The sequence below is a fragment of the Rhizomicrobium sp. genome, from assembly GCA_037200985.1.
Taxonomy (GTDB): Bacteria; Pseudomonadota; Alphaproteobacteria; order Micropepsales; family Micropepsaceae; genus Rhizomicrobium.
The window spans coordinates 546,182-569,169 of record JBBCGJ010000001.1; the positions used below are offsets into that span (position 1 = coordinate 546,182).

The following is a 22,988-nucleotide window of genomic DNA, read 5'->3' on the forward strand; positions in this document are numbered from 1 at the left end:
GGACGTCCCGATGCCGCGCTACGTGCCGGCCGGCTTTTCCGGGCCGGGCTGGTTTCGCGTCCGGCCAAAGCCACCGCGCACGATCTCGTAGAACAGCGGCACGAAGAAAATGGCCAGTGCCGTTCCCGTCAGCATGCCGCCGACCACGCCCGTGCCGATGTCGTTCTGGCTGGCCGCGCCGGCGCCGGACGAGACCGCGAGCGGCATGACGCCGGCGATGAAGGCCAGCGACGTCATCAGGATCGGACGCAGCCGCAGCCGCGCGCCCTCGAGCGCGGCGTCGCGCACCGAATCGCCGCGCTTCTGCGCGTCGACCGCGAACTCCACGATCAGGATGGCATTCTTGGCCGAAAGTCCCATCGTGGTGAGCAGTCCGACCTGGAAATAGATGTCGTTGTAGAGCCCGCGCAGGCTCGCCGCGAGGATCGCGCCGACGATGCCGAGCGGGATCACCAGCATCACCGAGAGCGGGATCGACCAGCTCTCATAGAGCGCGGCCAGCAGCAGGAACACGACCAGCACCGAGATACCGAAGAGCAGATAGGTCTGCGAGCCGGCCTGACGCTCTTGGTAGGAAAGGCCGGTCCACTCCAGCCCCACGCCGGCGGGAAGCTGCTTGAACAGGCGCTCCACCTCGTCCATCGCGGCGCCGGAGCTTTGTCCCGGCGCCGGCGTGCCCTGGATCTCGAGCGAGCCGACGCCGTTGTAGCGTTCCAGCTTGGCCGGCCCCAGCGTCCACTGGAACGTCGCGAAAGCGGAGAACGGCGCCATGTCGCCGGACGCGCCGCGCACATACCAGCGATAGAGATCCTCGGGCAGCATGCGATAAGGCGCGTCGGCCTGCATGAGCACCTGCTTGACGCGGCCGCGGTCGACGAAATCGTTGATGAACAGCCCGCCCCAGGCGGAATTGAGCGTGTTGTTCACATCGCCCAGCGAGAGGCCGAGCGCCGACGCCTTGTCCTGGTCGATGTCGATGTGAAGCTGTGCCGTGTCGTCCAATCCGTTGGGCCGCACGCCGGCCAGCAGCGGGTCCTTGGCGGCGAGGGCGAGGAACTGGTTGCGCGCCGCCATCAGCCCGTCATGGCCGAGATTGCCGCGGTCCTCCATCTCGACGTCGAAGCCGGACGATTGCCCAAGCTCCTGCACCGCGGGCGGCACCAGTGCGAACACCTGGGCGTCGCGGTACCGCATGAAGCTAGCCATGGCGCGCTGCACGATGGCCTGCGCGCTGTTCTTGGCACCGGGGCGCTCGCTCCACGGCCTCAAGAGCACGAAGGACAGCGCCGAATTCTGTCCGGCGCCCGCCAGGCTGAAGCCGGCGACGATGAAGGTCGTCGCCACATTGGCCTTCTCGTCGACCATGAAATGGTGCTCGACCTGCTTGGCCACGGCGAGCGTGCGGGCCTGGGTCGCGCCCACGGGCAGGGTGATCTGCGTGAGGACGGTGCCCTGGTCTTCTTCGGGCAGGAATGCCGTCGGCAGGCGCAGGAACAGCAGCACCAGCAGGACGACGATGCCGAGATAGATCAGGAGCGCGGGACGCACCCAATCCAGGAAACGCCCCAACGCCTCGCGGTAGCGGGCGCGTCCGTGCTCGAACGTGTCGTTGAACCAAGTGAAGAAGCGGCCCCGGCTTTCATGGGCGTCGGGCGGGATCGGCGCCAGCAGTGTGGCGCAGAGCGCCGGCGTCAGGATCAGCGCCACGATGATGGATAGGACCATCGCCGACACGATGGTGACGGAGAACTGGCGGTAGATGACGCCGGTCGATCCGCCGAAAAAGGCCATGGGCAGGAAGACCGCGGAGAGCACGAGTGCGATGCCGATCAGCGCGCCGGTGATCTCGCTCATCGATTTCTTGGTCGCCTCTTTGGGCGACAGGCCTTCGTCGCGCATCAGCCGTTCGACGTTCTCCACCACCACGATGGCGTCGTCGACGAGAAGGCCGATGGCCAGCACCATCGCGAACATGGTCAGCGTGTTGATCGAATAGCCGAAGGCGGCCAGCACGGCGAAAGTGCCGAGGAGGACGACCGGCACGGCGATGGCCGGGATCAGCGTCGTGCGCCAGTGCTGCAGGAACAGGAACATCACGATCACGACCAGGAAGGTCGCCTCGACCAGCGTCTTGATCACCTCGGTGATCGAGAGGCGGATGAAGGTCGTGTTGTCCAGCGGGAAGGCGAGCTGCACGCCGGGCGGGAAGGTCGATGCGAGGTCGCGTGCCTTGGCCTTGACCGCATCCGCCGTGGTCAGCGCATTGGCGCCCGGCGCGAGTTGGATCGCGATGCCGGCGGCGGGGTGCCCGTTCATGCGGCTGACGGTGGAATAGCTTTGCGCGCCCAACTCCACGCGGGCGACGTCGCGCAGGCGCACGATGGCGCCGCCCTGGCTTGCCTTGAGCACGATGTTGCGGAACTGGTCCGGCGTCGTCAGCCGCGACTGGGCGGTGACGGTGGCGTCGAGCTGCTGGCCGGGAACCGTGGGCTGCGCCCCGAGCTCGCCGGCCGAGACCTGGACGTTTTGCGCCAGCACCGCGTTCTGCACGTCGCCCGGTGTGAGGCTGTAACTTTTGAGCTTGTAGGGATCGAGCCATATCCGCATCGCATAGGGCGAGCCGAACACCTGAGTCTGGCCGACGCCGGAAATGCGGCTGAGCGGGTCCTGCAGCTTGCTCGCGATGAAGTCTGAGATGTCGATATTGGTATAGCGGCCGCTGACGTCGTAGAGCGCAACGACCAGGAGAAAGCTGGACTGCGATTTGAGGACCACCACGCCCTGCTGCTGCACTTCCTGCGGCAGGATGGGCAGCGCCTGCTGCACCTTGTTCTGGACCTGCACCTGGGCGATGTCCGGATTGGTCCCGGCCGCGAAGGTCGCGGTGATCTGGACCTGGCCGTTCGAGCTCGAAGACGACGAGAAATAGAGCAGGTTGTCGACGCCGGTGAGCTGCTGCTCGATCACCTGGGTGACGGAATTCTGCACCGTCTGGGCGTCGGCGCCGGGAAAGGTCGCGACGATGCTGACGGCCGGGGGGGCGATCGTCGGATATTGCGTGACCGGCAGGGTGCTGATCGCCAACAGCCCCATAAGGGCGATCACGATCGCGATGACCCAGGCGAAGACGGGCCGTTCGATGAAAAATTGCGACAAGCCCATCAGTGCGACCCGGCCGCCTTGGCATAGGATGCCGGCACCGCGGTCACCGGCATGTCCGGCTGCACCCTTTGCAGGCCTTCGACGATCAGCTTGTCACCCGGCTTGAGGCCGCTGGTGACCAGCCATTTGTCGCCGATGGCGCGTGACACCTTCAGCAGGTGCAGCCGCGCGATGCCTTTTGCGTCGACCACCAGTGCGGTCGGATCGCCCTTCTCGTTGCGGCCGATGCCCTGCTGCGGCGCCAGGATCGCATTGGGCTCGACGCCCTCGACGATCGTGGCGCGTACGAAGGTGCCGGGAAGAAGCAGGCCGTCGGGATTGGGGAAGATGGCGCGCAGCGTCACGCTGCCGGTCGTCTCGTCGACTGTGACTTCGCTGAATTGCAGCGTGCCGGCCAGCGGATAGGGGCTGCCATTGTCGAGCGTCAGCATCGCCCGCGCGGAGGACGGCCCGTTGTTCGTCAGCCTTCCGCCCTGCATCGCCTGTTTGAGATTGAGCAGCTCGACATTGGACTGGGTGATGTCGACATAGATCGGATCGAGCGTCTGGATGGTGGCGAGCGCCGTCGTCTGGCCGGTGGTGAGGAGTGCGCCCTCGGTGACCGACGAGCGGCTGATGCGGCCGCTGATAGGCGCCCTGATCGTCGTATAGGCCAGGTTGATGGCCGCCGTCTTCACGTTCGCTATCGCCTGTTTGTAGCTGGCGACGGCGTTGTCATAGTCCTGCGCCGCGACCGCGTTCGCTTTCCGCAGCGCGCCGAAGCGCTCGGCCATCGCCTTCGCCGCTGGGAGCGTCGCGGCGGCGTTGTCATAGGCGGCGCGAAAGGGCGCCGGATCGATCTGATAGAGCGGTTGGCCGGCCCGCACATTGCTCCCTTCGACGAACAGCCGCTTCAGGAGGATGCCGCCGACCTGCGGGCGCACGTCGGAGACTTCGTAGGAGTCGGTGCGGCCGGGAAGATCGGCGGTCAGTTGCACCGGCTCGGTCCTGATGACCACGACGCCCACGGTGGGCGGCGGCCGCTTCGGCGGCGCCCCCCCGCCGCACGCGGCGGCGAACAGGCACGACACCATGACGAGGCTTAAAGTCCGAGCGGTCTTGAGAGGAGAAAACATGCTTGCGGGTGAACTCTGGGCGGGGCTGGCAACCAATCCCTAGCCTTCGCAACTGCAATAATCTAGGCGGAGAATGCCCTTATAGGCACGACGTTCATGCTGCCACACGCACCATTGCGTGTGCCCGACATAATATGTCGCGATGAAGCTCTCGTCGAGCGCCCGAAGGCAACCTTACGAGAAAAGCGCGAACAGCTGGTCGATCGCCATCTTCAGGCAGGGGATTGCCGCCGCGATGATCCCGAACACGACCAGAACCAACCCGACAACCGCCAAGTCGTGCGTTCTATGGGGATGCGGGTGATGAACCAATGCCATGGTTGTCTCCCAGTGTCGGATTCTACGATCCGTTCCGCGTATGTTGCTACGGATCAGTCCGCGGCGCCAGAAAAATCGCCCTTCGCACTTGCAAAATCGTGATGCCTGACAGGGTAGGATTTCCGCCACCCGGTCGAGGCCGATTCGCGATCGGAGGGTTTCCCGCGACCAAAGGGACGCGCTGGCACGGCGGGGGGTGATGCGTTAAGTGCGTGTATCGCCTTGACGAAAAGCGAGTTTTCCACTGCCCGCGGCCAGCGCATCTTCCGGACAGTCCTCCGAGGCCGTCAAACGGCTGTTGCCGTGGCTGGTCGCGGTCGCGTTTTTCATGGAATCGCTCGACACCACCATCCTCAACACCGCCGTGCCGGTGATTTCCAAGGCGTTGGCCGTTTCGCCGCTCAGCATGAAATCCGTGCTGGCGAGCTATACGCTGAGCCTCGCCGTCTTCATCCCGATCAGCGGCTGGATGGCCGACAAGTTCGGCACCCGGCGCGTCTTCGCCTCGGCCATTGCCGTTTTCACGCTAGGCTCGTTCTTGTGCGGGCTGTCGAGCGACATTCATGTGCTCGTTGCGTGCCGCATCCTGCAGGGCTGCGGCGGCGCGATGATGGTGCCGGTCGGACGACTCACCCTGGTGCGGACCTTCCCGAAATCCCAGCTTGTGCGTGCGATGAGCTTCGTCGCCATTCCGGGTCTGATCGGCCCGATGCTCGGCCCGCTCGCCGGCGGCCTCGTGGTCGACTATTTCCACTGGCGGGCGATCTTCTTCCTCAACATCCCGGTCGGCATTATCGGTCTCGTGCTGGTCTATCTGCACCTGCCGGACTATCGCGAGCCGGACACCAAGCCGCTCGACCTCCTCGGTCTCATCCTGTTCGGCTCCGGCATCGCGCTCCTCTCCTATGTGCTCGAGATATTCGGCGAGCACACGCTGACCATGGGCGAGATTCTCGGCCTGCTGGCGATCTCGTTCGCTTTGATCTTCGGCTATGGGCTGCATGCGCAGCGGGCGCGCTATCCGCTGCTGGATCTGGGGCTCTTCCGCATCCGGACCTTCGCCGCGGCGGTTAGCGGCAGCTTCGTGACCCGCCTGGGCATCGGTGGCGTGCCGTTCCTCTTGCCGTTGCTCTATCAGGTCGGGCTCGGGCTCACGCCGATCCAGTCCGGCCTTCTCATCATGCCGCAGGCGATGGCGGCGATGAGCACGAAGGTCTTCATGCCGGCGGTCCTGAAGCGGATCGGCTATCGCGGCGTGCTGGTGTCGAATACCGTCGCGCTCGGCGTCCTCCTGATGCTGTTCGCGACCATCGTGCCCGGAACGCCGATCTGGCTGATCGTGGTGCAGGCCTTCCTGTACGGAGCGCTGACATCCACACAGTATACGAGCATGAATACGCTGGTGTATGCCGATGTGGGGCCGCGCGCGGCGAGCAATGCCAGTTCCATCGCCAGCACGATGCAGCAATTATCGCTCAGCTTCGGCGTCGCGGTGGCCGGCCTGACGACGGTGTTCTTCATTCCGCAAAGCCTGCGCGCGAATCCCGCCGACCTGATCCGTGGCCTGCACGAGGCCTTCCTCGTGCTCGGCGCCTTCACCATCCTGTCGACAGTCGTCTTCAGCCGGCTGAAAGCCGACGACGGCGCGGACGAGACGCAGCAGTCGGACATCCATCTCGGATGACGCGCCGCGGTGCCGCCGCTCAGGCGGCCGCGAGGAAGTCGGCCGCGATCTTGCGCGCCCGCGGCGATTCGTCGAGCAGCAGGTGGCCGGCTTCATCGATCATCGTCACGGTCGATCCGGGAATGGCTTGCCCCCAATGCCGCGCCAGGCCGGGCAACAGGATGTGATCCTTGCCGCCCCAGAGGATCAGCGTCGGCACGCCGAGGCGGGGCAAACGGCGGCGCATCTTGCGGTCGGCCGCTTCCATGTCGGCCAGCACCCGCCCGGTCGAGACGCGTTCGCGGGCGCGCTCGGCCATGAACGCGGCGTCCGCATCTTGCGGCCACCAGCGCGCGATGACGGCCGGATCGGCGACCAGGAGCTTGGGCACGTCCTCAGGCCGGATCGCGGCCCAATCCGGCGGTGGACATTCCGGCGCCAAGAGGCCCGCCGGCGCCGCCAGCACCAACCGGTTCACCATGGCGCGATGGGTCAGCGCGAACTCGGTTGCGAGCCTGCCACCGAGCGATGCTCCCGACAGCCCGAACCGTGTGAGGCCGAGCGCGGCGAACAGCGCGGTATAGTGCATCACATAATCGGCCGAGGACCCGATGTCCGGATCGTCGGCGCTTTCGCCGAAACCGGGGTGATAGGGCAGGATCACATGGAAACGGTCCAGCCAGTCGCGCGCCCATTCGAAGCCATGGAACGTGCCGCCGCCATGGAAGAAGACCACGGTCGGTCCCTTACCCGCGCTGTGGGCCACGCTGCGCACGCCGTCGACCACATATTCGTCGCGGGTGAATCCCTCGGTGCTGTAGCCCGTCATGGTTTTCGCCTCATACCGGCATGGGACTGCCGAAGATCAGTTTGCTCAAGGAGGTCGAGGTCACCGAATTGTCGACCTTCTCGGCATTGGCGCGGAACCCCGCCCGGTCCGCTTCGCGCTTCACCGGGTCTTTCTCCGACAGCGTGCGCTTGAAATTGGTGGCGAGCGGCGAGGTCACCTCGTGGAAGACGCGCTTGCGCTCCCTGGCATAGAAATCAAGCACATCTTCGCCGGCCCGCCCCTCGATGACCGCGGACAGAACGGCGCTGAGGCTGTCGGCGTCGATGATGCCGGTGGTAAGGCCGAGGCCGCCGCACGGGTTGCAGGCATGCGCCGCGTCGCCGGCCAGCAGCGCGCGCCCGACGCGGAAGCTCGGCGCGCAACGTTCCTGCACGCGATAGGGCGACCAGGCGACGATGCGATAGGGCTCCTTGCCGGGGAAGATGGCGGCGTAGTGCTCTGGGATGCGGGCGAAGACTTCGCCCTCCGCAAGCTCGGCGTCCTCGCCGTAGGTGACGCGCCAGAGATTCTCGCGCCCCAGTCGCGCCACCACCGCCCAGTTCACCGGATCGGCGATCATGTTGGCGAGCTCGAAGCCGTATTTCTCGAAGTCATATTCGACATTGGTGGCGACGAAGCGGTCGGGCCAGGTGTGTCCCTCGAACGGCAGGCCAAGCAGGGTGCGCACCGAACTGCGCGCGCCGTCGGTGCCCACCACCCAATCGGCGTGCAGCGTGCGTGGACCGTCCGGCGTCGCGACGTTCAGCGTCACGCCGCCCGCATCCTGCGACAGGCCGACGACCTTGTGGCTCCACAAGACCCGCGCGTTGCGCAGGCGCGCGAGATGGTCCGATACCAGCTTGGCCAGGATGTGCTGGCCGAAATGCAGATTGTGGTCATATTTGCTGCCGGGCGGCAGCGTGTTGCGCAGATCGGAGCGGATGATCTCGCCGCTGTCGAGAAAGCGCATCGAGAACCCCGTGCTGGGGAGCCCGATGGCTTCGGCATCCTCGAGTAGGCCGAGGCGGTCGATGAGCTCCAGAGTCGTCGGAAAATAGATCGCCGCGCGGGGCGAATTGTTGATGCCGGCTTCCGCCTCCAGCAGCGTGACGCGGATGCCTTTGCGCGCCAGGCCGAGCGCGGTGAGGAACCCCACCGGCCCGGCGCCCACCACGACCACATCGCTCCGCTCGGCCATCCGCTCCTCCCGTTATCTCTTGCGCGCCAGATAGGCGGCGATGGCGTTCAGTTCCGCATCGCTGATTTCCGTCTTGCGCATCGACGGCATGACGCTGATCCCATGGCGCACGGTCGCAATCACGAAATCCGCCGTCAGGTCGGTGCGCTGGTCGAGCCTTGCGGGCGGCTCACCGTGATACTTCGCCCGCAGCGCCAGCGTCCCCGGCGTGTCCGGCCCGTCGCCATGGCACTCCCAGCAATAGCGGCGGAAGACCTGTTCGCCGCGGGTGCCCGGAACGGCAATGTGCGCCCAGCCAGCACCGGGCACGGCACGCTGCGGCGTAGGCGCCAAGTGAGCGGCCAAAGCGGGCACGCCCGCCAGTGCCGCGAGCAGCACAGTCAGCGTCGCGCGCCTCACGACTTCTTCTCCCGCAGATGCTTCGGCCACACGCCATAGCGGCCGGCGGACAGGATGCCGTTGCGATCGATTGCGTCCTTCACCGCCTCGTGGAAGCGCAGCAGCGCGTGGTTGTTGAAGCTGTAGGTCGCCATCACGTCGTCCTGGAACGCCGGCGCCGTGCGGTATTCGCCATAGCCGTGCGCGGCGAGAATCTTGATCATCTCGCGGAAGCCGGCGCGGGTGCGCTTGTTCTTCTCCGGATCGTGGCTGACGGCCATCATTACCAGGATCACGAAGGTTCGCGCCCAACAGCCGATCGGCGGCGTCAGCACCGTGACCGGCAGTTCCAGGCGCTGCGCCGTCTTCTGGATCAGCTCATAGGCCTCGGTGATGCCTTCGCCGGTGCGCGGGATGATCGGCGAGCAGGTGATATGGCCTTCCGTCGGATCGGAATGCTCGCCGCGCGCTCCGATGGAGAAGATCGCCAGCGCCGGAATGCCGAAGGGCGACTTGCTCAGCATCCCCGTCAGGTCTTCGGCCTTGGGCGGCATGGCGATCACATCGCCGCCGGTGAAGCTGGCGCCCGCGATCGCGGACGCCTTCTTCTTGGTGTACTCCCACTGGGCCTTCACGACTTCGGCCGGGCCGTAATAGGACACCGTTACGGTCCAGAACGGCGTGTTGGTGCGTGCGGCATAGGCTTCCTGCTCAGCCACGCTCGCGTCGCTGGACGGCATGCCGGGCGGCCGCGGCATGGCGAAGCCGAGCGGCAGGAAGGGACTCGCGAACACCGGCATGCCCTGCATGGTCACGGTGTTCTCGAGATAGTTGATGACGTCGACCAGCGCGTTGATGTCGGCCTTTTTCGGCACGCCGATTACGCCGGCGATATACGCCTCCGGCGCGGGATAGAGCCAGATCCCCATCTTGGTGACGACGCCGAGGCTGGACTGCTTGAACAGCCCGTCCAGGAACGGCCCATAGCCGTATTTATTCTGCTGCCAGGTCCTGGCGCCGGGCAGCGCGCCCATGCCGGTTCGCAGCACCTCGCCGTCGGCCAGCACCACCTCCATGCCGCAATGGGAATCGAAGTGGTTGCGATACGAGGAATGCGTATAGCCGCCGCCATAGTCGAGCGCATTGCCGATCACGCTGCCCCAGCCCGGATCGGGACAATCGATCCAGAGGTTGAGCCCCCTGTCCTGGATGGCGCGGTAGAGGTCGAAATAGGTCACGCCCGGTTCGACCAGCGCATAGGCGTTGCGCTCGTCGATCTCCAGGATGCGGTTCATCCGCTTGAGGTCGAGCACCACGCTGCCCGACAGCACCGGCGCCGCGCCGCCATAGCCGAGATTCTTGCCGGTCGAGATCGGATAGATCGGAATGCGCTTCTCGTTGGCGATGCGCATCACAGCCTGGACCTCTTCCGCCGTGAACGGCGCGACGGCGGCGGACGCGATCCGCTCGTCGGGTTCGCTCCAGAGGATCGAATAGGCGTCACGATAGGGTTCGAGGTCCTCGTCGGAGGCGAACACCCAGTCCCGGCCCACGACCGCCTGGAACGCGGCGATGGCGGCGGCGAAATCCGCGGCGCTCATGCCGGGCGGCGTTCTCATGCGGCGACTCCCCGGCGTCCCGGCCTGGGCGCGATCGCCCAGGAGATCAGCAGGGACGCGCCGGGATGCTCTCGCTTGAACGCCACGCGCAGGCCGCGATCCATCGCCAGCCTTTCGAGGCAGAAGAACGCGCCATACGCCGTCAAACCGGAAACGGCGATCTTCTCGCGGCGCCACAGGAGATCGAGTTCGTTGTACGCGTTCGTGACGTCGCCCTCGATCCACGCGACGTATCGCCCGCCGCGCGCCGCCGTGGCGGCGAAGGCGCGGCTTGCCGCGAAGCGCCTGTCGGCGACGGCGATACCGGAAGACGGGACGGGTCCCGCTTCGGCGGCGACCACCGCCAGGCCGGCGATGGCCCCCCCGGCCGCGAGGACGTCGCGTCGGTCCCAAAGGTTCGCCCCGCGTCTCATGGCCTTCTGTCCCGCACGGTTCTTTGCCTGAGGAGATTTGTACTTTGCGGCGGCAGCGATTTCGCGCACGCTATACTTGAATCGGGCAATATTTGCGCCCAATATGGGCGATCATTCATCGTGTACATTGCGTCTCGTTCGTCCGCGTTGGGGCGGCGTCTGAACCGGATCCCCTCGGCGTCGCGGAAGATGGTACCGACATTTTCCGAGAGGGATGCACTATGAGCGAACTCGATACGCCCAACCGCGATCTTTCCTTGCTCGCCCCGAAATTCGCGGCCGTCGTCACGGCCGCCATCGCGGACTGCGCGACCAAAGGCCTGCCCGTGAAGATCAATGAGGGTTTCCGAAGCCAGGCCCGCCAGTCCTATCTCTATGAGCAGGGCCGCAGCCGGCCGGGCGACATCGTGACGAATGCGCCCACCAGCCTTACGAGCTGGCACGGCTACGGACTGGCGGTGGACGTGATCCATCAGACCAAGGCTTATTGGCCCTTCGGTCAGGGCGCGGCACACGCCGCGCAGAACGAGGACTGGTTCCGCCAGGTGGCGCAGGTGTTCAAGACGCATGACTGCTCGTGGGGCGGCGACTGGACGAAGCCCGACACGCCGCACATGCAATGGGGGCGTTGCCCCGCAAGCCCGACCGCGCATTTCAAGGAACTGTTCCAGACGAGCGGGAAGGAGGCCGTGTGGCGCGAACTCGGGGCGAGCGACGACGCCGCGCCGGCGGGACCGGCGCCGTGGATGACCTATCAAGGCACGCCGATCGTGCGGGTGGGAACGGCTTATAGTTATGTCACCAGCCGCGTCGCGATCGATGCGGACGGTTCGGCGCGGGCCTACCACCCGAACGACACCGGCCTCGACGCGCTGGCCAATGCCGGCTATCCGGACAAGGGGTGGCGCTCGGTGCTGGTCGTCGATCCGAACGATGCGAGCAGGCCCTTTGTCCAGCCCGGAGGTCCGACCGCTGGCTACTTCGTGAGCAAGACCTCGTTGCAGGATTCGACGCTGAAGGAGATCGATCCCCGGCGCTATGTGGATTCGGAAACCATTCCCTATGTCGTGTTTCCTGGCGCGTTCTACCGGATCACCGGCACGGGCCATTGGGGCGATCTCGTCATGGCGCGCAACCTCGACCGTCCCGGTCACGAAACGGCGGCGCTGGTCGCCGATGGCGGTCCGACCGACGACCCTTTGGGCGAGATGTCGATCGCGCTCGCGACGCGGCTGGGCGGCACCAATCCCAATCCGCGCAACGGCGCCGGCGCGCCGACGGGACGCATGCAATATGTCGTCTTTCCCGGATCGCACAACACGCCGCCCTGGCGGCGCGACCTCGCCGAGATGGAGACGGCGGCGCAGGCGCTGCTGGCTGGGATCGGCGGCTGGCCCGCGGTCTGAGTCCGGCTTACGGTCTGGCTTCGGCCTCATATTCGGCGATGGCTTCCTTCGCGATGCGAAAGGAGTCGACGCCGGCTGGGATACCGGCATAACAGGCGACCTGAAGGAAGATTTCCGCGATCTCGGTCTTGGTGAGGCCGTTGCGCAGCGCGGCCTTGACGTGGATCTTCAGTTCGTGCGGGCGGTTGAGGACGCTGATCATGGCGAGGTTGACGACGCTGCGGTCGCGGCGGGGCAGACCCTCGCGGCCCCAGATATAGCCCCAGCACGATTCGGTGGCCATCTCCTGCATCGGCATGGAGAAGGCGTCGGCGTTGGCCAGCGACTTCTCGACATATTCGGCGCCGAGGACCTCCTTGCGGATTTTGAGGCCCTTGTCGAACAGTTCCTTGATCATGTCGGATTTCCTTTTGTGGTTTTGCTGGAATCGAGCCCGGCCCAGCTTTCGACCAGCCGCGCCATCTCGGTGAAGTCGCTGTCGGGTCCGTAGACATTGTTGGCGATGGAGAGCATCTGGCGCACCGCGCTGCCGACGACCATGGGCACGCCCATGGCTTCGGCCTCCTCGACGCAGAGCCGCACATCCTTGAACGACAGGCCGGTGGCGAAGCCGAAGTCGAAGGTCCGCGGCAGGACGGACTTCGGCCATTTGTCCTGCGTCGCGCTGCTGCGTCCGCTGGAGACGTTCAGCACGTCGATCATCAATTTGGGATCGAGGCCGGCCTTGATGCCCATCGCCATGCCTTCCGCCGTGATGGCGATGGCGCAGGCGCCCATCAGATTGTTGGCGAGCTTCATAGTCTGTCCAAGGCCGGGCGTCTCGCCCATGAAGAACAGCTTGCCCAAATTCCGGAGGATGCTTTCGATCCCGTCATAGGTCGCGCGGGGGCCCGACACCATCACGGCGAGAGTGCCCTGCTCGGCGCCCTTGATGCCGCCGGAGACCGGCGCGTCGAGCATGACGATATCCTTGGCCGCGAGCGCCGCCGCGACGGCGGCCGTGACGCGCGGGCCGGTGGTCGAAAGATCGACGAAGGTCTTGATCGTCTTGCCCCTGGCGACGCTCGATGCGACGTCCTGGACGATGGCGGGGGAGGGCAGGCTGGCGAACACGAACTCCGCCGCATCGGCGACAGCGGCCGGCGTGGGCGCGGACGTCGCACCGCGCCGAACGAGCGACGCGACGGCCTCTTCGCTGACATCGTAGACCGTCACCTTATGCCCGGCATCGACCAGCCGCCCGCACATGCGCGAGCCCATCCGCCCCAGTCCGATGAATCCTATGGTTTCGCTCATATCTTCAGCCCTTCGGTTCGGCATCGAGACGCACCACGCCGGCGAGACCGTCCCTGGCCAGCGGATAGCGCGCGAGCACCAGGGGATCGTGGCCCGGCACGATATGCGCCTGCGAGCTCGCGAGCTTTCGGATGGTCGAGAATGCCTCGAGATAGTCGTCGACGTCGACCACGATCGGGAAGGGGTGGGCGCGCTCCATATTGGCGTAAAGATGCGCGGCATCCGACGCCAGTACGACGAAGCCGCGCCGCGTCTTCACGCGCGTCACCTGCAGGCCTTTGGTGTGGCCGCCGACCTTGTGCAGGGTGATCCCCGGCGCCAGCTCGGACGCACCGTCATGGAACCGCACCCGGCCGTCGAAGACGTTATGCACCATCTGCGCGGCGTGCTCGGCTTCGAAGGCGCCGCGCAGCGCGGCGTGGCACATCGACCGGCCGGTGACGTAAGCCATCTCCGCGTCCTGGATGTGGAAGCGCGCCTTGGGGAAGAGCGGCAGGTTGCCGGCGTGGTCGTAATGCATGTGCGACAGGATCACGTCGCCGACCGCGGCGGGATCGACGCCGATCGCCTTCAATCCGTCGGCCACGGGGCGCGTGATCTGGCGGCCGCGCTTCTTCGCCATATCGGGGGCGAAGCCCGTGTCGAGCACGAAAGTCCGATCCTCGCCGACGATGGCCCAGACGTAATAGTCCAGCGGCATGTCGCCGTCCTCGTGAGGATCGCCGCCGAGGAAGTTCTCATGGGCCTTGCGGTCGTGATGGCCGTAGTGGATGGCGTAGATATCGTAGCAGTCCGACATCGCTTCACGCTTCGACGATGCGGATCGGGACCTTTATGGGTCCGTGTCCGATGGTGGTCATCCAGGGCTCGGGCTCGCCGGCCGGTTCGATCCGCCCCACGCGTCTGACGATCGCGCCAAGGAGCGCGTCGGCTTCAGCCTGGGCGAGGGCCTTTCCGACGCACATATGGATTCCCTGGCCCCATCCCACTTGTCCGCGCAGGTCGCGTCGGATGTCGTAGCGTTCGGGGTTGTCCCACTTGCGCGGATCGCGGTTGGCGGCGGAGAACATCAGGCCGCAGCGTGTGCCTTCGGGGATGACGTAATCGTCGATCTGCACATCGGTCTTGGCGATGCGTCCGGCCATGCGCGACGGGGAATCCCAGCGCAGGGCCTCGTCGAAGGCGTTGCGCAGGAGGGAGGGATCGGCGCGCAGGGCCTGGTACTGCTCGGGGAATTGCGCGAAGGCGTTGAGCGCATTGGCCATGGTGATGACGGTGGTGTCGGCGCCGGCGGAGAGGATGGTGAGGGTCAGGAGCTTGGCGTCCTGCTCGCTGATCTCGCCGCGGTCGGCGGCGGCGTACATCTCGCCGCCCAGGCTGTCGGGTCTTATGCTCTCGCGGCTGCAGGCTTTATCGACCCATGCGAAGCTGTCGCCGGCCTGTGCCATGGCGGCATCGAAGAGTTCGTTGGCGGGCCCCATCGTGGCCCACACCGCGTTGCCGAAAGGCGTCATGGCCTCGCGGCCTTCCTGTGGCAGGCCCATGAGATCGGGCAGGACCTTGTGGACATAGCGGGCGGTGATATCGGCGACGGCGTCGACGGTCTGGCCGGCGCGGGTCATGAGGTCGTCGACCAGGATCTCGGCCTCGCGGCTGAAGGCGTCTTCCATCTGCTTCATCGCCTTGGGCGACAGCGCCCGGCCGATCACGGCGCGCACCCGGGTGTGACGGGGCGGATCGTCGGTGAGGAGGATCTCCGGGCGGACCGAGTTGGGATCGTGCCAGGGGCGCGAGGTGCTGGAGAACGCCTTCCAGTCGACCAAGCCCTTGGCGACATGCTCGTGGCGGCCGAGCATCGCGATGTTTTCGCGTTCGAGATAGACCACGGGAGCCATCTCGCGGATGGCGTCGTCGACGGCGCGGGCATTGCGGACGGACTCGGCGCTGAAGAGGTCGATATCGGTGGAGGGGAGGGCCATGGCGCTATCTCCGGAACGGGAAGGTCAGCAGGAAGAGGACCAGCTTGAAGTCCAGCAGTCCGAGACCTTTGCGGAACTCGGCGGGGGAGAGCTTGGCGGTCATCGGCATGGCGCCGAAGATCTTGCCCTTGATGACGAGAAGATCGCCGTCGCGCTCGATGGCGCTGACGTTCATGAGCTCGGATCTGTCGGCAGCGGTGAGCTTCATTTCCGCATGCCGATCTTGTCGAAATCGATCTTCAGGTCCTCGCACATCCGCATGGCGGCAGCACGTCCGGCGCCGAAAACGCCGCCGCCGGGATGCTGGAAGGGTCCGACGAGATAGAGCCGCTCGCAGCCCGGCACCACGTTCATGCCCAGATCGGGCGTCGGTCGATGCGCGCCGGACTGGTAGGTGGTGGAGGCGACGCCGTGCAGATCGCCATGCTGGAAGCTGGCGGAAGTGCGCTCCATGTCGAGCGGGCTGTCGCATAGATAGGCGATGATGTTCTCCGGCCCGACATTCGAGATGTAATTGCCCATATGCGCCAGCATGCGCTCGGCATAGGCCTTCTTCGCGCGGTCCCAATCCAGGCCGTCGGCGCGCTTGTAGGGGACATAGTCCCAGACATGCATGGTCGCCTTGCCGGCGGGAGCGCGCGACGGATCGTGCATCGAGATCGAGCCGAGGCCGATCAGCGGCGGATCGGTGAAGCCGCCATAGCGTAGATTGTCGAAGCTCTTGCGCAGGGCGTTGTAGGAATTGGGCAGCAGCTCGATCATCACCGCCTTGACGTGGTCGCCGGCGCGGAACTTCAGCGGCTCGTTGAGGGCGGCATGGACGGTGATGCAGCCCATCTCGGAGATCTGGGTGGCCTCGGCGTCATGAATCACCGTGGGATCGAGACCCGAGACCATCTTGCCCAACAGGTGGGGATGGATGGCGCCGATGACGCCGTCCTTGGCCCTGTACTCGCGGCCGTCGCGCGTTGCGATGCCGTTGGCGCGGCCGTTCTTGGTCGTCACCGTGGCGACGTCGACATTGGCGAGGACTTCGCCGCCATTGGATTGGATGGAGGCGATGAGGGCCTCGGTGAGCTTGCCGGAGCCGCCGAGGGGCACGCCGATGCCATAGGCTTCGAGGAAACCGACGAAGACGAAGGGTCCCATGCCGGTGGCCTTCTCGTCGGGCGAGACGAGGTTCTCGCCGGCGATCCTCCCGAAATGCATGATGACCTTCTCGTTCTCGAACAGGCCGGTGAGCAGGTCGTGGCAGGAGAGCTGCATGATGCGCCACATCTCGCGGCCCTCGCGGCTCTGGTCCATCATGGCATAGGAGGCGCCGAGCGGCACCGGCGGGGAATAGAGCTGCGACTGGATCATCGGCAGGAACGTCTTGGCCATATCGGCGAAGCCTCGGAACGCTTCGGCGTCCTTCTTGGAGAACTTGGCGATGTCGGCGACGGTGCGCTCGCGGTCGCGGTACATGCCGAGCGTGGTGCCGTCCTCGAACACGCTGACCATCGGCATGTCGGGGAAGACGTAGCGCAACCCGAACTTGGATTTGAGGCCGAGATCGTCGTTCTTCAGCAGCGGATTGCCCTGGATGAAGATGTGGGCCATCGAATGCTGGTCGTGCCGGAAGCCGGGCACGGTGAGCTCGCGGGTGACGACGCCGCCGCCGTGCCAGGCGTTGCGCTCCAGGACCAGGACCTTTTTGCCGGCCTGGGCCATATAGGCGGCGGCGACGAGGCCGTTATGGCCCGAGCCGATCGCTATGACGTCGTAATCCTTGGCCATCGTTCCCTCAGCTCGTGATCGACGCGATATACGCCGTGTCCATGTACTCGCGGATGGCGAAGATCATGTTGTCCCTGATCTCGACGATCCAGGCATAGCGGTTGTCGTAGGTGCGTCCGTTGCGGAAGGTGCCGGTGCCGTGGGTCTCGACCGCCACGAAATCGCCTTTGCCGAACAGGTTCTCGACCGAGTTCTTGGGATCGCCGTCGACGAACAGGCCGCGCACAGGGGCGAGGAATTCGTCGACGATGCCGGTGCGGCCGCGATGAACGCCGGCGCCGGGGATACCCGGCTTGGCCATCGGGGTCCAGGTTGCGTCGGGGTGAAAGCACGGGCGGATTTTTTCCAGATCGCCGGTGTTCAGGACGTCCTCGAAGAAGCGGCGGACCAGCTGTTCATTCTTGCTCTCGGTCATGGCGGTTCCTTTGCTATCGCGGCGCCGGCTTAGCGCTCTGTTCGGCGTAGATTGGCACGTCGTAGAGGACATGGGAGGACTTGGCGCGGCCGGCCGGCACCGGCTCGTCGGGCAGGGCGGCGAGCAGGGCCTTCATCCGCGCCTCGATGGTGGCGCGGATCTCGGTGTGGGTGATGATGTAGAGATCGTTGCGCCTGATGCCGCGCATCACCTTGGCGCCGACCTCTTCGATGGACATGGCGTCGGCGAATATCTCCTTGGAGACCGGATCGGTGTCGTCGATCTTGACCAGATGGGCACCGGTATCGCTCAAGTCCTTGGGCCGGACGGCGGGGGTGCTGTTGAAGAGGTCGGAGCGGACGGCGCCGGGGCAGAGGATCGAGACGCCGATGCCGTGGGGGGCGAGGTTCATGCGCAGGCACTCGCCGATGGCGGTGGTGGCGAATTTGGAGGCGGTATAGGGCCCGACGCCGCCGCTGGCGAACAGTCCGTTGATGGAGGAGGTGAGCAGGATATGGCCGCCTTCCTTCTGCGCGATCATGCGCGGCACGAAGGTGCGGACGCAATTGACGGTGCCGCCCAGGTTCACGCCCAGGCAGAAATCCCAATCGTCATAGGTGGCGTCCTGCGTCGGCCCGCCGAGGAAGATGCCGGCATTGCTGACGAGGATATGGACCGTGCCGGCGTCGGCGGCGGCGCGGGCGAAGGCGTCGCGGTCGGTGACGTCGAGGCGGAGGGCGCGGACGCGGTCGCCGCCGGCCAGGGCCTTGACCGCCTTGTCGAGCGCGTCCTGGCGGATGTCGGCGATCACGACGCGCGCACCGGCGGCCAGGAGCTCCTGGGCGATGGCGAGGCCGATGCCGGCCGCGCCGCCGGTGATGAAGGCGGTCTTGTCCTTGAAGTCGTCCATATGCGTTCGCTCCGATTGGCTAGCCGGCGGCGGCGATACCGCCGTCGACATGCAGGATCTCGCCATTGACGAAAGAGGCGGCGGGCGAGAGCAGGAAGGCGACGGCCTGGGCATTGTCCTCGGCGCTGCCCAGCCTTCGCAGCGGGATCGTTCGTGTGCGGCGGGCGTACTCCTCTTGCGTATTGAGGCCGAGCGCGCCCGGGGTCGGCACCGAGCCGGGCGCCACCGCGTTGACGCGCACCTTCCTGGGGCCCAGCTCCGCCGACAGGGTCTTGGTGAGGGTGACGAGGGCGCCTTTGACGAGGGAGTAGACCGCCGTGTTGGGAAAGCCCTTCTCGGCGACGGGCGAGGCCATGTTCACGATGGCGCCGCCTCTCTCAGCGTCCATATGGGCGAGCAGGGCCTGTACCCCCCAGAGCGATCCCTTGATGCCGACGCCCAGCATGCGGTCGACGACGTCCTCGCGCACATCCTCGATCGGCTCGTAGCGCAGCAGCATGGCGTTGTTGACCACGGCGTCGATGCGGCCGGTGTGCTGCGCGAATTGGGCCGCGGCGGCATGGAAGGCATGGCGGTCCGCGACGTCGAAGGCGAAGTCCGCGGCGCGGCCGCCGCTTTCCCGGATCGCCTCGACCGTCTCCGCGCAACCGACGGGGTCGATATCGCAGGCGCCGACGCGCGCGCCGCAGCGCGCCAAAAGCTCCGCCGTGGCGCGGCCGAGGCCGCGGCCGGCACCGGTGATCAGGATCGCTTGGTCTTTGAGGTCCCAGTCCATCACTGCGCCTTCAGCTTCCAGTTGGTGGTGTCGCGGACGACATAGCCCGAGGACGGATGGGTGAAATGCGTGCCGATGACGAGGATATTCTTGTCAGCCACCCGGTCGATGAAGGCGCGGCGCGATGCGATGCCGGCGTCCTTGTCCATGTCGAAGTTCACGGGCCGCGCCCATTCGGCGAGCTGGATGGGATGGTGCATCATGTCGCCGGTGATGACGGCCTCCTCGCCCCTGGAGCGGATCGCGACGCTGACATGGCCGGGGGTGTGGCCCGGCGTCGGGAAGATGCTGACCTCGTCGGTGATCTGAGCGGTCGGACCGACAAGCTCGACCAGGCCTGCGTCGAACACCGGATTGATCGAATCGCCCATATGGGTGAGGTCGTGATAGTTGCCGGTGCGTTCCAGCTCCTTCCAGTGGTCGTATTCCGCGCGCCCGAAATAATAGCGCGCGGTGGGGAAGGTCGGCACCCATTTGCCGTCGACCAGCATGGTGTTCCAGCCGACATGGTCGAAATGCAGGTGGGTGCAGAGGACCTTGGTGATGCTCTCGCGGGGAAAGCCGGCGGCCGCGAGGTCTTCCAGAAAAGTCGTGCGCATATTGGTGAAGACGTCGAACTCGCGGTGGCGGCCATTGCCGATGCACGTGTCGATCATCACATGGTCCTTGCCCGAGCGCAGGACGAAGCATTGGAAGGATATCTTCATCCGCCCGTCGGGCGTGATGAAGTTGGGCTGCAGCCAGTCGTGGCGCAGGGCGTCCTCGGCGGTGAGGTCCTTGGACAGCATGCTGAAGGGGTCGGTATGGTCGTTGACCTCGACGATGCGGGCGATCTCGACATCGCCGACCTGCCATTTGCGGATATGTTCTGCGGCCATCGATGCCTCCGATAGGCGTTAGTGTTGCGACAAGGCGAGCGGCGCCGGCGGCGCCTTGCCCAGGATCATGTCGGCCGCCTTCTCCGCGACCATCACGACGGGGGCGTTGGTGTTGCCGCCGATCAGCTTGGGGAAGATCGCGGCGTCGGCGACGCGCAGGGCCGCGATGCCTCGGACCTTCAGCTCCGGCGTCACGACGGCGTCGTCGCCCGTGCCCATGCGGCAGGAACCGGCCGGATGATGCACCGTGGCGGCGGTGGCGCGGATATAATCCGTCCACTGATCGTCGTTCTCGACCGCGGCACCGGGCAGGAATTCGGTGGCCCGATAGGGCGCGAAGGCCGGCGCGGCGAAGATGCGGCGCGCGAGCTTAAGCCCGCGCAGCAGCGGCGCGACGTCCTCCGGCGCGCTCAGCAATTGGGGATCGATCAGGGACAGGGCGCGCGGATCGGGGCTCGCGAGGGTGAGCCGGCCGCGGCTCTTGGGATGCAGCAGTACGATGCTTATCGCAAAACCGTGACCGAGCGGCAGGGGGAAGAGGTTCTGGTTGCGCCGCGCCGGCTGGAACACGACCTGGAGGTCGGGGCGGTCGAGGTCGGCGGTGGACCGCAGCACGGCGTGGGACTCGAACACATTGCTGGCGAAGGGGCCTTGCCGCGCCAGGAGATATTGCAGCACGTTCCACACCCCGCGTGGGAACGCCTTTGCCGAGATGCCGTAGGACTGCGGATTGTCGGTCCACATCTGGATATTGGCGGCGATGTGATCGTGATAGTTCGCGCCGACCGCGGGCAGGTGGTACTGCACGGCGATGCCGAGCTTCTGGAGTTCGGCGCCGTCGCCAATGCCCGACAGCAGCAGCATCTGCGGCGAGCCCACCGCGCCGCCGCTCAGGATCACCTCGCGCCGCGCGTCGATGCGCGTCGTGCCGCCGTTGATCAGGACCTCCACGCCGGTGGCGCGTTTGTCCTCAACGATCACGCGCGCGATCGGCGCGCCGGTCATCACCGTCAGGTTGGGGCGGTTCATCGCCGGCTTCAGGAATGCGGTGACGCCGGACTCGCGGCGCCCGTTCCTTATCGCCCCCTGGCGCAGGCCATAGCCTTCGGGGTTCGGACCGTTGAAGTCGTCGCAATGCCGAAACTGCAGGGACTGCATCGCCTGCGCGAACACCGCGTTGAGCGGATTGGGACCCCGGATGTCGCCGACATGCATCGGGCCGTCATGGCCGTGGAAGGGCGAGCTCGGATATTGCGCATTGTTCTCCGAGCGCAGGAAATAGGGCAGCACCTCGGCGAAGGACCAGCCGGTGTTTCCGGCGGCGGCCCAGTCGTCATAGTCCTTCGCGTGCCCCCGGAAATACACCATGCCGTTGACCGAGCTCGACCCGCCCAGTACCCGGCCGCGCGGCACCGGAATGCGCCGGCCGTTGAGATGCGCCTGCGGCACCGTCTCCAGACCCCAGCTCAATTGCTTGAGCGTCAGCGCCGCACCGACCAGCGCCGGCACATGGATGAAGGGGTGGGAATCCCTGCCGCCCGCCTCGACCAGACAGACGCGATTGTTGGGATCTTCCGACAATCGATTGGCCAGCACGCAGCCGGCCGTGCCGGCGCCCGCGATCACATAGTCGAAGGCGTGTGCGCTCTGCCCCTGGGCCATGGTGCGGCTTCTAGGTCGCCGCCGAGACGGCGACGTCCGACAGCCGCCGCCAACGCAGGTAATTGGCGTCGGCGTTCATCACCCCGGTCATCAACCCGACGAAGGTCAGGTCGCGCTCCGGATCGGTCCACCAGATCGTGGTGCCCGCGCCATAGCCGCCCATCGTCTCGGGCGAGGTCAGCGAGCCGTAGAGATTGACTCCCACCGTCTCGCCGCGCAGCGGAAAGCCCAGTCCGATATAGGCCGGGATCACCGGCCAGCCGCGGTCGATGCAGAGCTTCTTGAACACCTCATTGGGCTTCTCGCCGGTCCAGTTGCGCCGCGCCAGCTCCACCATTCGCGGCGACAGGATGCGCACGCCATTGCCTGTGCCACCGCCCCGGAACATTTCGGCGAAGCGGTACATGTCCAGCGCGGTCGAGACGATGCCGACCCAGGGCATCTCCGCGTCCTCTTCCTCGAATGCCCCGTTCGGCCCGAAATTGCTGTGTCCCAGATGCTGGGTCGGCGAGTTGCCGCGGAACTCGGGCACCAGGTGCCGCTCCTTGAGGTCGCGCCGGCGCCCGACCGAAGTGTCCTTCAGCCCCAGCGGGAACAGCAAATCCTCATTGGCGATGTCGCGGTAGCGTCGTCCCTTCGGATCGGTCTTGACCAGCATGTAGCCGAGCATCGAATGGCTCACCAGCGCCGAATAAGCCACCACCTCGTTGGGGCGATGCTCCGCCGCGATCCGCTCGCAGATCGTCATCACCATGTCCTCGAGCACGTCGATATACATGCCCTCGTTCGGCGTGTAGATCGGCGGCATCCCCGACGAATGCGTCAGCAGATGCAGCACCGTGATGTCGTCGCGCCCCTTGCCCGCGAACTCAGGGATCACGTCCTTCACCTTGGTGTGGAACGCGAACCAGCCCAGCTCGATCGCCCGCAAAACCAGCACGTTCGTGAACGATTTCGTCACCGAGAACAGGCTGAAAACCGAATCCTTGCGGACAGGCCGCGTCTTCTTCGAATCCGCGTGCCCGAACGCCTCGTAGAACCCGATCTCCCCATGACGCGCGACGATCACCGCGCCGCCGAAATACAGGTCCTTCTTGATGTCGTCCTCGATGATGGATTTGAGATGCGAAAGACGATCGACGTTCAATCCGTGACTCAAAGAGGTGTTCTCCCTGTTGACGATCGCGCCCGCG

22 protein-coding genes are annotated in these 22,988 nt (G+C 65.9%); 2 read left to right on the plus strand and 20 right to left on the minus strand.

The genetic code is table 11. The annotated features are described in order from the left end of the window. Nucleotides 1–18: 18 nt before the first annotated feature. From WDN01_02375 to WDN01_02385, 3 genes are all read right to left on the minus strand, one after another. Nucleotides 19–3,162: an efflux RND transporter permease subunit gene (locus WDN01_02375; GenBank protein MEJ0024849.1), complete on the minus strand. Its 3,144-nt coding sequence runs from the start codon at nucleotides 3,160–3,162 to the stop codon at nucleotides 19–21. Continuing rightward, nucleotides 3,162–4,277 (minus strand): efflux RND transporter periplasmic adaptor subunit, encoded by a 1,116-nt coding sequence (locus WDN01_02380; GenBank protein MEJ0024850.1) that lies wholly within the window; start codon nucleotides 4,275–4,277, stop codon nucleotides 3,162–3,164. Before WDN01_02380 ends, WDN01_02375 begins: the two co-directional genes overlap by 1 nt. 174 nt (nucleotides 4,278–4,451) lie before the next feature. Then, nucleotides 4,452–4,595, minus strand: coding sequence for a hypothetical protein (locus WDN01_02385; GenBank protein ID MEJ0024851.1), 144 nt, complete (start codon nucleotides 4,593–4,595; stop codon nucleotides 4,452–4,454). A 298-nt stretch (nucleotides 4,596–4,893) separates the two neighbouring features. On the opposite strand from WDN01_02385, the gene WDN01_02390 reads away from it, so the two are divergent. Further along, nucleotides 4,894–6,279, plus strand: a complete 1,386-nt coding sequence (locus tag WDN01_02390; GenBank protein ID MEJ0024852.1) for a DHA2 family efflux MFS transporter permease subunit — start codon at nucleotides 4,894–4,896, stop codon at nucleotides 6,277–6,279. A 19-nt stretch (nucleotides 6,280–6,298) separates the two neighbouring features. On the opposite strand, the gene WDN01_02395 is transcribed toward WDN01_02390, so the two are convergent. The 5 genes from WDN01_02395 to WDN01_02415 are packed head-to-tail and all read right to left on the minus strand — an operon-like array spanning nucleotide 6,299 to nucleotide 10,695. Further along, on the minus strand, nucleotides 6,299–7,087 hold the full coding sequence (locus tag WDN01_02395) for an alpha/beta hydrolase (GenBank protein MEJ0024853.1): 789 nt from the start codon (nucleotides 7,085–7,087) through the stop codon (nucleotides 6,299–6,301). Nucleotides 7,088–7,097: 10 nt separating this feature from the next. Next, nucleotides 7,098–8,285 carry an FAD-dependent oxidoreductase gene (locus WDN01_02400; protein ID MEJ0024854.1) on the minus strand — a complete coding sequence of 396 codons (1,188 nt, stop codon included), beginning with the start codon at nucleotides 8,283–8,285 and terminating at the stop codon, nucleotides 7,098–7,100. A gap of 12 nt (nucleotides 8,286–8,297) precedes the next feature. Continuing rightward, nucleotides 8,298–8,684, minus strand: coding sequence for a c-type cytochrome (locus tag WDN01_02405; GenBank protein ID MEJ0024855.1), 387 nt, complete (start codon nucleotides 8,682–8,684; stop codon nucleotides 8,298–8,300). Then, nucleotides 8,681–10,282, minus strand: a complete 1,602-nt coding sequence (locus tag WDN01_02410) for an FAD-binding oxidoreductase (GenBank protein MEJ0024856.1) — start codon at nucleotides 10,280–10,282, stop codon at nucleotides 8,681–8,683. The genes WDN01_02405 and WDN01_02410 overlap by 4 nt, the downstream gene beginning before the upstream one ends. Continuing rightward, nucleotides 10,279–10,695: a hypothetical protein gene (locus WDN01_02415; GenBank protein ID MEJ0024857.1), complete on the minus strand. Its 417-nt coding sequence runs from the start codon at nucleotides 10,693–10,695 to the stop codon at nucleotides 10,279–10,281. The genes WDN01_02410 and WDN01_02415 overlap by 4 nt, the downstream gene beginning before the upstream one ends. A 221-nt stretch (nucleotides 10,696–10,916) precedes the next feature. Here WDN01_02415 and WDN01_02420 point away from each other — a divergent pair, with 221 nt between their 5' ends. Further along, the gene (locus WDN01_02420) at nucleotides 10,917–12,101 is read left to right on the plus strand and encodes a M15 family metallopeptidase (GenBank protein ID MEJ0024858.1); all 1,185 of its coding nucleotides are present in this window, start codon (nucleotides 10,917–10,919) and stop codon (nucleotides 12,099–12,101) included. Nucleotides 12,102–12,108: 7 nt separating this feature from the next. Here the strand turns inward: WDN01_02420 and WDN01_02425 are convergent, their stop codons facing one another. Genes WDN01_02425 through WDN01_02480 form a run of 12 tightly spaced genes read right to left on the minus strand, consistent with a single transcriptional unit; the run spans nucleotide 12,109 to nucleotide 22,954 of the window. Further along, nucleotides 12,109–12,498: a carboxymuconolactone decarboxylase family protein gene (locus WDN01_02425; GenBank protein ID MEJ0024859.1), complete on the minus strand. Its 390-nt coding sequence runs from the start codon at nucleotides 12,496–12,498 to the stop codon at nucleotides 12,109–12,111. Continuing rightward, complete coding sequence (locus tag WDN01_02430; protein MEJ0024860.1) at nucleotides 12,495–13,397, minus strand: NAD(P)-dependent oxidoreductase; 903 nt, start codon at nucleotides 13,395–13,397, stop codon at nucleotides 12,495–12,497. The genes WDN01_02425 and WDN01_02430 overlap by 4 nt, the downstream gene beginning before the upstream one ends. Before the next feature lie 4 nt (nucleotides 13,398–13,401). Continuing rightward, nucleotides 13,402–14,196 (minus strand): N-acyl homoserine lactonase family protein, encoded by a 795-nt coding sequence (locus WDN01_02435; protein MEJ0024861.1) that lies wholly within the window; start codon nucleotides 14,194–14,196, stop codon nucleotides 13,402–13,404. 4 nt (nucleotides 14,197–14,200) lie between these two features. Continuing rightward, on the minus strand, nucleotides 14,201–15,376 hold the full coding sequence (locus WDN01_02440; GenBank protein ID MEJ0024862.1) for a cytochrome P450: 1,176 nt from the start codon (nucleotides 15,374–15,376) through the stop codon (nucleotides 14,201–14,203). Between the two features lie 4 nt (nucleotides 15,377–15,380). After that, nucleotides 15,381–15,584, minus strand: coding sequence for a hypothetical protein (locus WDN01_02445; protein MEJ0024863.1), 204 nt, complete (start codon nucleotides 15,582–15,584; stop codon nucleotides 15,381–15,383). Further along, nucleotides 15,581–17,155: an NAD(P)/FAD-dependent oxidoreductase gene (locus tag WDN01_02450; protein MEJ0024864.1), complete on the minus strand. Its 1,575-nt coding sequence runs from the start codon at nucleotides 17,153–17,155 to the stop codon at nucleotides 15,581–15,583. Before WDN01_02450 ends, WDN01_02445 begins: the two co-directional genes overlap by 4 nt. Before the next feature lie 7 nt (nucleotides 17,156–17,162). Continuing rightward, nucleotides 17,163–17,570, minus strand: coding sequence for a nuclear transport factor 2 family protein (locus WDN01_02455; GenBank protein MEJ0024865.1), 408 nt, complete (start codon nucleotides 17,568–17,570; stop codon nucleotides 17,163–17,165). A 13-nt stretch (nucleotides 17,571–17,583) separates the two neighbouring features. After that, on the minus strand, nucleotides 17,584–18,480 hold the full coding sequence (locus tag WDN01_02460; protein ID MEJ0024866.1) for an SDR family NAD(P)-dependent oxidoreductase: 897 nt from the start codon (nucleotides 18,478–18,480) through the stop codon (nucleotides 17,584–17,586). A gap of 19 nt (nucleotides 18,481–18,499) precedes the next feature. Further along, complete coding sequence (locus WDN01_02465) at nucleotides 18,500–19,255, minus strand: SDR family oxidoreductase (GenBank protein ID MEJ0024867.1); 756 nt, start codon at nucleotides 19,253–19,255, stop codon at nucleotides 18,500–18,502. Then, the gene (locus WDN01_02470) at nucleotides 19,255–20,133 is read right to left on the minus strand and encodes an MBL fold metallo-hydrolase (GenBank protein MEJ0024868.1); all 879 of its coding nucleotides are present in this window, start codon (nucleotides 20,131–20,133) and stop codon (nucleotides 19,255–19,257) included. The genes WDN01_02465 and WDN01_02470 overlap by 1 nt, the downstream gene beginning before the upstream one ends. Before the next feature lie 18 nt (nucleotides 20,134–20,151). Beyond that, nucleotides 20,152–21,795 carry a GMC family oxidoreductase N-terminal domain-containing protein gene (locus tag WDN01_02475; GenBank protein MEJ0024869.1) on the minus strand — a complete coding sequence of 548 codons (1,644 nt, stop codon included), beginning with the start codon at nucleotides 21,793–21,795 and terminating at the stop codon, nucleotides 20,152–20,154. Nucleotides 21,796–21,805: 10 nt separating this feature from the next. Continuing rightward, entirely contained in the window at nucleotides 21,806–22,954 is a 1,149-nt protein-coding gene (locus WDN01_02480; protein ID MEJ0024870.1) for a serine hydrolase domain-containing protein, read from the minus strand. Nucleotides 22,955–22,988 lie beyond the last annotated feature (34 nt).